This is a genomic window from Streptomyces gamaensis (assembly GCF_042656465.1).
Classification (GTDB): Bacteria; Actinomycetota; Actinomycetes; order Streptomycetales; family Streptomycetaceae; genus Streptomyces; species Streptomyces gamaensis.
Genome location: NZ_JBHSPB010000012.1, coordinates 250,232 through 257,320, shown reverse-complemented (window position 1 = coordinate 257,320; position 7,089 = coordinate 250,232). Strand labels below are relative to the sequence as shown.

Genomic DNA, 7,089 nt, shown 5'->3' with positions numbered 1-7,089 from the left:
TCGGTGGTCATAGCGTTAGGGAAACGCCCGGTTACATTCCGAACCCGGAAGCTAAGCCTTTCAGCGCCGATGGTACTGCATGGGGGACCGTGTGGGAGAGTAGGACGCCGCCGAGCTATTGTTGGGGAAAGCCCCGTTGGGAGCCGTGAGGTTCCTGGCGGGGCTTTCTCGCATTTCCGGAACCTGTTTCCGGTCATGCACGCAGTTCCATTTCTTCCCGGCTGACCCGGCCCCGTAGCCGTTCCCCGTTCACCAGCCGCTCGATCTCCTGCACTGCGTACAGGCCGAGCCGTCGGGCCTCCGTGCCCTGGGCGCCCGCGAGATGGGGCGTGACGAGGACATTCGGCAACCACAGCAACGGATGTGCGGCAGGCAGCGGTTCGGGATCCGTGACGTCGAGGAACGCGTCCAGACGACCTGAAGAGCACTCCCGGACCAAGGCGTCCGTGTCGACGAGAGAACCGCGCGCCGTATTGATGACGGTGGCGCCGTCCGGCAGCAGAGCCAGATGCGCCGCATCGAGCAGATGGTGTGTCTCGGGCAACTGCGGGGCATGCACGGTGGCGATGCTGCTGCGGCGACAGAGGTCGTCCAAGTCGCAGAGCTCCGTGCCGAGGAGGGCCGCGTCGGAGGAGGAGACGTACGGGTCGTACAGCAGCACGCGGTATCCGGCGTCCGAGGACCGCAGGCGGGCCAGGACGCGGCGGCCGACGCGGGAAGCGCCGATCACCCCGACCGTGCGGCCGTCGGCGCCCTCGCGGTCACGGAAGGCCGGCCAGGAACCGGGGCCGGGGACGCGGCTCCCGTGACGCCCGTACGCGGCTGCCATGGCCAGGGCTCGTTTGGCGGCGAGCGTGATCGCGGCGAGTGCGTAGTCGGCGACGGGGCCCGCGTTGGCGTCGGCCGCCGAAGTCACGGTGATGCCGCGGTCCCAGAGCGCCGGCGTCGCCAACTGCCGTACGGATCCGGCGGCGTGGACGACCGTCCGCAGGCAGGGCGCACCGTCCAGGACATCGCACGTGAGTGGTGGACAGCCCCAACCCGTCAACAGGACGTGGGCCTTGGCGAGAGCTGTGCGGGCCTCGGGGGTGGTCAGCGGGCCGGTCAGTGTGCCGGGCACGACATCGGCCGAGCGGGCGAGCCGGAGGCGCAACTCCCCGGGCAGCACGGCTGCCGCCTCGTCCACGCCCATGGCCACCACGACCAGCGGCCGGACACCTTCGTCGAACACGTTCCGTCACCTCCCCCTGTCCGCACTCTGCCCGGTGTGGAGAGGGAAAACACGTTGCCGGGGTTCGCGGGGCGGGTGAACATCGGCGGATGGAACACACCATCAGGGCCGTACGGGCCGACGAGTGGCAGAAGGTCAAGGAGCTGCGGCTGGCGGCTCTCGGGGATCCGGTCGCCTCGATAGCCTTCCTCGACACGTACGAGACCGCGGCCGCCCAGCCCGACTCCTTCTGGCAGGAACGTACGCGCCGGAGCGCAGCGGAGGACGGAGTCACCACCTTTGTCGCCGAGGCACCGGACGGCAGTTGGGTCGGCAATGTGACGGTCGTCGTCGAACTGCCCGGCGATGAGGGTGCGTTCGGCGGGGCGCCGGACGTCCCGCAGACCCACCTCGTCGGCGTCTTCGTCCGGCCCGGGCAGCGCGGCTCCGGCATCGCGCAGGCTCTCTTCCGGGCCGCGCTCGACTGGTCCTGGGGGCTGAGCGCTCCTCGTACCGAGCGGGTGCGGCTGTACGTGCACGAGCGCAACGCACGCGCCGAGGCGTTCTACCGCAGACTGGGCTTCGAGCGGACCGGGGTGACGGTGCCCATGCAGGGTGACCCCACCGCGACCGAGTACGAGATGGCGGTACCGCGCCCCGATTGCTGAGGCCTTCCTTGCCCTTCGCTCGTTTCCGTACGGCAGGCCCCTGGGCCGTCGATGTACTGATCGCCGCTGTCGTCCAGGCGGCCGTGACGATCCCGTTCGTCGTGCCGCGCGGCCCTGACGTACCGCCGGCCACATGGCCGAGCTATGCGATGACGACGCTCGGCGTCCTGCCGCTGCTGTGGCGCGGCCGGGCGCCGTTGACGTCGCTGCTCTCGATCACGGCGGCCGGTTTCGCGTATCTGCCGATGGACGGCCCGGGGCAGCCCCTGCCGTACGCCGGACTCGCCGCGGTCTTCACGGTGGCCGAGAGGGGTGGGCTGTGGGAGCGGCGGGTGACCGTCTGGCTCGGACTGCCGGTGGTGGCGTTCGCCGTCGCGCTGCGTACCAACACGGCCCGGGAGTACTTGTTCTCGTTCTTCCTGTTCGGCATGGGGTACGCGCTCGGGATGCTGGCGCGCACCCGGCGTGCCTACACCGAGGCCGTCGAAGCGCGGGCGGCGGAGCTGGAACGGACACGGCGGATGGAGACGGAACGGGCCGCGGAGCGTGAACGGGCCCGCATCGCCCGGGAGATGCACGACGTCCTGTCGCATGCCGTGAGCCTGATGGTGGTCCAGGCGGAGGCAGGGCCACTGGTCGTACGCTCCGATCCCGAGCGCGCGGAAGCGGCGTTCGACGCGATCGCGGGCGCCGGGCGGGACGCGATGGTGCAACTGCGGCGCATGCTCGGCGTCCTCAAGGACGAGCCTGCCGCGACCCGCAGGCCGCAGCCCACGCTCGACGGACTCGACTCGCTCGTCGACGAGGTGCGGCGCACCGGGCTGCAGGTGTTCCTGCGGACAGAAGGACAGCCACAGGCGCTCGCGGCGGATGCCCAGGTGACGGTGTACCGGGTCGTGCAGGAGGCGCTGACGAACGTTCTCAAGCACGCGGATGCCCGCCGTGTGGACGTGCGCCTGGACTGGCCGGCGCACGACGGGCGGCTCGTCGTGACCGTCGAGAACGACGGTACGCACGTCCGGTCGCCCGGTGCCGGAAGCGGGCAGGGGCTGATCGGCATCCGTGAGCGCGCCGCCGCCCATGGCGGGAGCGCGTCCTGTGGTCCTGGGCCGGACGGGCAGGGCTACCGCGTTGCCCTGGAGCTGCCGGTCGTGGTGTCCTCACCCGCGGAGGTGGAGCGTTGACGATCCGTGTGGTGGTGGCCGACGACCAGGAACTGGTGCGCGGCGGTTTCGCGATGATCCTGGGGGCGCACCCGGACATCGAGGTCGTGGCGGAGGCCCGGGACGGCATGGAAGCCGTCGAGGCAGTGCGCGAGTACGCGCCCGACGTCGTTCTGCTGGACATCCGCATGCCGCGCATGGACGGCATCGAGGCGGCCCGGATCGTGTGCGCGGAGACGGACTGCAAGGCCGTCATGCTCACCACTTTCGACCAGGACGACTATGTCTACGAGGCGCTGCACGCGGGCGCGAGCGGCTTCCTGCTGAAGGACGTGCGGCGCGACGACCTCGTGCACGCGGTCCGGGTCGTGGTGGCCGGTGACTCACTGCTGGCGCCCTCGGTGGCGCGGCGGCTGGTCGCGGACTTCGTCGCGCGGGGGACGGGCGTCGGCGCCGGCCGGAGGAGTACGGGCGGGACTGCGGCGCCCGGCGACGGCGGGCTGGGCTCGCTGACCGCCCGCGAGCGGGAGACGCTCGTACTGCTGGGGCGCGGGCTGTCCAACGCGGAGATCGCGGCGAAACTCGTGGTGAGCGAGCACACCGTCAAGACCCATGTGAGCAATGTGCTCGCGAAGCTGGGGCTGCGGGACCGGATCCAGGCCGTCATCTGCGCTTACGAGACGGGGCTGATCGCGCCCGGTGTGTGAGAGCGGGGTCAGGGAAGCCGGGGTCGGGGAGGCTGGGGCCGTGGTGGTCGAGGCCGTGGTGATCGGGGCCGTGGGGAGGGCGGCGTCAACGCGATGACTCCCTCGGGCGGGGGAGTCGTGGGCGGAAGGGATTCCCTCGCTCCGGCGATGTGCGGGGCCCGGCGGATCGCGACGATGGAACTCGTCAGCCAACGCCGGATCAACGGCCCGGTCGCCGGGCCGCACACGGGGGAATCACCATGCGTCGTACGCGAATTGCCGCCCTTGCACTCGTCACCACTGCCTTGTGCGGGGCTGTGGCCGCCCCCGCCGGGGCGGAGCAGCGATCGTGGGCGGAGCAGCGGCTGCCCGCCGAGGCCGGAGCCCTGCGCGAGACAATCGCCGGCCTGCCGTCCGCCGAGGCCACGGCCGCACAGGTGCGGTTCGGTGGCAATGGCAGTCACTGGCGGGGGAGTTCCGGAGAGACCGACCTGCGCACCCATCGCGCGGTGAAGGGGGACGAGCGGTTCCGCGCGGGCAGCGTGACGAAGACGTTCACGGCGGCCGTCGCCCTCCAGCTCGTCCACGAGCGCAAACTGGACCTTGAAGGGACCGTCCAGCAGTATCTGCCGGGCCTGCTGCCCGCCGACTACCCCGAGGTGAAGGTCAAGTACCTGCTGAACCACACCAGCGGTCTGCCGAGCGGCGACACCCGCGAGCCCTCCGACAGCCCCGAATGGCAGAAAGACCGCTTCACGAGCTGGGACCACCGCGCGCTCGTCCAAAGCGGCCTCGGCAAAGGCATGGAGTTCGTGCCGGGCACCGAGCAGCACTACTCGAACATCGGCTACAACGTTCTGGGCCTGCTGATCGAGAAGGTCACAGGCCGGACGTACGAGCGGGAAGTGCGGGACCGCATCATCAACCCCCTGCATCTGAAAGGCACTTACCTGCCGGGCAACGAGACAGGGATCCGAGGCCGGCACACGCATGGCTACCAGGCGGTCAAGTCCGGGGAAGACCCGACGTGCCCGAAGGGAGACAGGGTCGGCCCGGCCTGTCTGGTCGACGTGACCGAGTGGGACCAGTCCGAGACCTGGGCCTCCGGCGACCTCATATCCACCACGGCCGACCTGGAGCGCTTCATGACCGCCCTCTTCCAGGGCCGCGTCGTGCCGCAACCCGAGCTGGAGCTGATGTTCACGGTCCCCCGCGTGCCCACATACGACGGGAAGAAGACATCGAAGAACGGCGGGGCGGGGAGCAGCAAGCCGGGAGACGACAAGCGCACGGTGTACACGAGCGGAATGACCGAGGTCCGCATCGATGAACACACCGTCATCTACGGCAAGACAGGCTCCCGCTACGGCTATCTCGACGGCTTCGGCGCGACACGTGACCTCTCACGCACCCTCGTGTACGCGGTGAACTCCACGGACGCGAAAGGCGAAAAGCCGAGCGCGCTGGTGCAGCGACTGCTCCACCACGCCTTCGCGGCTACCGGACCGGCCGGCGCGTGAAGGTGCGGTGAGGCCAGCGGGCCAGGGCCTGCTCCTCGGAGCGCATCAGGGCCAGGGTCGGCAGACCCTGATCCGCGCCCTGGGCGAGAAGATCCGGCAGGGCGGGGACGGGGGCGACAGCCGCCACGTCATCCAGCACCAGCGTCAGTGGTGGGTCGAGCCGACCGGCGGATGACCGTCCGGCCATGCACCGGCCGCGCTCGACCACGCTTGAGACGAGTGCGGTCAGCAGGGGCATCGCACCCGGGCGGGTGCGGGGATCCTCAATCGCCTCACCCACCACGTACAGGGTTCCCCCTTCGGCGATGAATGATTCCCACGCCAGCGAATCGGCCCGATTTGGGTTACAAGCGTCCCGCATGTGGACGGTGGAGAGGGAGGTCAGCGCACGGGCCGTCAACTCCTGGGCCACGTCCCGGCGTTCAGGATGACCGGTGAGAGAGGACTCCAGCTCGCCTGCTGCGCCGGCCGCCGCCTTGGGGTGCGTCCGCAGGATCCGCACGGGTTCGTGGGCCGAGGAGCCCTGGGCCCAGCGGTGCACCTGACGGAACGGACGGCCGTCCACCGCCGCCGCGTGCAGCCAGCAGCGCAGCAGGGTCTCGGCCGTGTCTGCGGTCGCCGAGTCCAGGGGGCTGCGCGGGCGTACGGGCGCGAGCAGCGCGGCCGCCCGCAGGGCGGCGGTGTCCCGGGCCTCGCAGCCGGCGGTCGGGGACCAGCGGAGCCGGTCGGGAGTGTCGAGGAGATGGCCTGGGTCGAAGACATGGACAGGGCCGAGTTTGGCGCGCGCGTTCTTGGTCTCGGCCCACAGGGCGGGGTCGCTGGTGGTAACGAGCACGGGCCCCGCCGCCTCCAGGACGGCGCGGGCGGCGAGGGTGCGGCGCTCCGGTGCCGGGCCGTAGAAGAGATCGGGGGGTGCGGTCATGCTGTTCGGATCAGGCGTGTTGACGAAGGAGAAGGCGTCGGGATACAGGCGATTGCCTGGTGCGGGGCTGTTGCCCGGACCGGTCGTCGCACCGGTTCTCGGGCCGGCTGTCGGAGCAGCGCTGGGTCTGTTCTGGTCCGTGGTGGGTGCGCTCGTCGCGGCGTGCGGCAGGAGGGCGGGTGGCTGCGGTACGGGAGCGTCGGCCCCGTGCCGGGGGGTGCCAACTTCCCGCTCGGGCGCGGTGGTAGAGCCTCCCGAGGTGCTGTGCCCCGTGCCGTCGGGCTCTGGTGGAAGGGGCGGGAGCGGTGCCGACCCGGCCGTCCCGGGGGCGACCGGACGGTATGCCGCGTGGCCGAGCGCGCCCCTGTTGGGCGGGGGCGTGCCGCCGGGTGCGCCTGTTCCCGCGCTGCCGGGCTGTGCGAAGCCCCTGTCGTCGGGCAGGGCCGCCCCTATGCCGGTGCTTGCGGTGCCGAGTGCCTCACCGCCGGGCCGGGCCGGGCCGTTGTGCGGCCTTCCTTGGGCGGCGGCCCTGCTCCGGGCCTCGGCGCGGGCCATGGTCCGTACCGCACGCCAGCGGGTCACCGTGCCGACCACGAACACGCACAGCACGATCAGTGCCAGGAGCTGGCCGACGAGCAGCCCCCAGAACAGCCCGTATCCGGAGAGCCGTTCCGGCGGGACGGCGGGCCAGGCGGCAGCGATGTCGCCGGGATCGGTCACCAAGTGCCGTAACGCCAGCGGGGTGTGCGGAAGGTCGACGCCGTGGGGCCAGGACCCCCGGTCCAGGAGAGCGGCCAGGCCGGTCGTCTCCCACACCAGCAGGGTGAGCCCCAGCAGCAGGGCGATGACCGAGACGAGGAGACCGTCGGGGATGCCGCCCTGGGGCGTGCCGCCGTGGCCCGTGCGGGTGCCGCTCATGG

General features: G+C 71.2%; 6 protein-coding genes and 1 rRNA gene. 5 read left to right on the top strand and 2 right to left on the bottom strand.

Features of this window, described 5'->3' with window-relative positions; translation table 11 throughout:
- Positions 1-116: ribosomal RNA gene (rrf, locus tag ACFP1Z_RS21100) — 5S ribosomal RNA — on the top strand.
- 77 nt (positions 117-193) lie between these two features.
- Here rrf and ACFP1Z_RS21095 read toward each other — a convergent pair.
- Positions 194-1,231, bottom strand: coding sequence for a hydroxyacid dehydrogenase (locus tag ACFP1Z_RS21095; RefSeq protein ID WP_390318280.1), 1,038 nt, complete (start codon positions 1,229-1,231; stop codon positions 194-196).
- Between the two features lie 89 nt (positions 1,232-1,320).
- Here ACFP1Z_RS21095 and ACFP1Z_RS21090 point away from each other — a divergent pair, with 89 nt between their 5' ends.
- From ACFP1Z_RS21090 to ACFP1Z_RS21075, 4 genes are all read left to right on the top strand, one after another.
- The gene (locus ACFP1Z_RS21090; RefSeq protein WP_390318279.1) at positions 1,321-1,878 is read left to right on the top strand and encodes a GNAT family N-acetyltransferase; all 558 of its coding nucleotides are present in this window, start codon (positions 1,321-1,323) and stop codon (positions 1,876-1,878) included.
- Between the two features lie 8 nt (positions 1,879-1,886).
- On the top strand, positions 1,887-3,062 hold the full coding sequence (locus ACFP1Z_RS21085; protein WP_390318277.1) for a sensor histidine kinase: 1,176 nt from the start codon (positions 1,887-1,889) through the stop codon (positions 3,060-3,062).
- Positions 3,059-3,748, top strand: a complete 690-nt coding sequence (locus tag ACFP1Z_RS21080) for a response regulator (RefSeq protein WP_390318275.1) — start codon at positions 3,059-3,061, stop codon at positions 3,746-3,748. The genes ACFP1Z_RS21085 and ACFP1Z_RS21080 overlap by 4 nt, the downstream gene beginning before the upstream one ends.
- A gap of 239 nt (positions 3,749-3,987) precedes the next feature.
- Complete coding sequence (locus tag ACFP1Z_RS21075; RefSeq protein ID WP_390318273.1) at positions 3,988-5,247, top strand: serine hydrolase domain-containing protein; 1,260 nt, start codon at positions 3,988-3,990, stop codon at positions 5,245-5,247.
- Here ACFP1Z_RS21075 and ACFP1Z_RS21070 read toward each other — a convergent pair.
- Positions 5,225-7,087 (bottom strand): type VI secretion protein, encoded by a 1,863-nt coding sequence (locus tag ACFP1Z_RS21070; RefSeq protein ID WP_390318271.1) that lies wholly within the window; start codon positions 7,085-7,087, stop codon positions 5,225-5,227. The two genes, ACFP1Z_RS21075 and ACFP1Z_RS21070, sit on opposite strands and share 23 nt — an antisense overlap.
- Positions 7,088-7,089 lie beyond the last annotated feature (2 nt).

Coding starts and splice junctions, on each gene's coding strand:
- ACFP1Z_RS21075 (WP_390318273.1), top strand. CDS start 3,988: ATGCGTCGTACGCGAATTGCCGCCCTTGCACTCGTCACCACTGCCTTG.
- ACFP1Z_RS21070 (WP_390318271.1), bottom strand. CDS start 7,087: ATGAGCGGCACCCGCACGGGCCACGGCGGCACGCCCCAGGGCGGCATC.
- ACFP1Z_RS21090 (WP_390318279.1), top strand. CDS start 1,321: ATGGAACACACCATCAGGGCCGTACGGGCCGACGAGTGGCAGAAGGTC.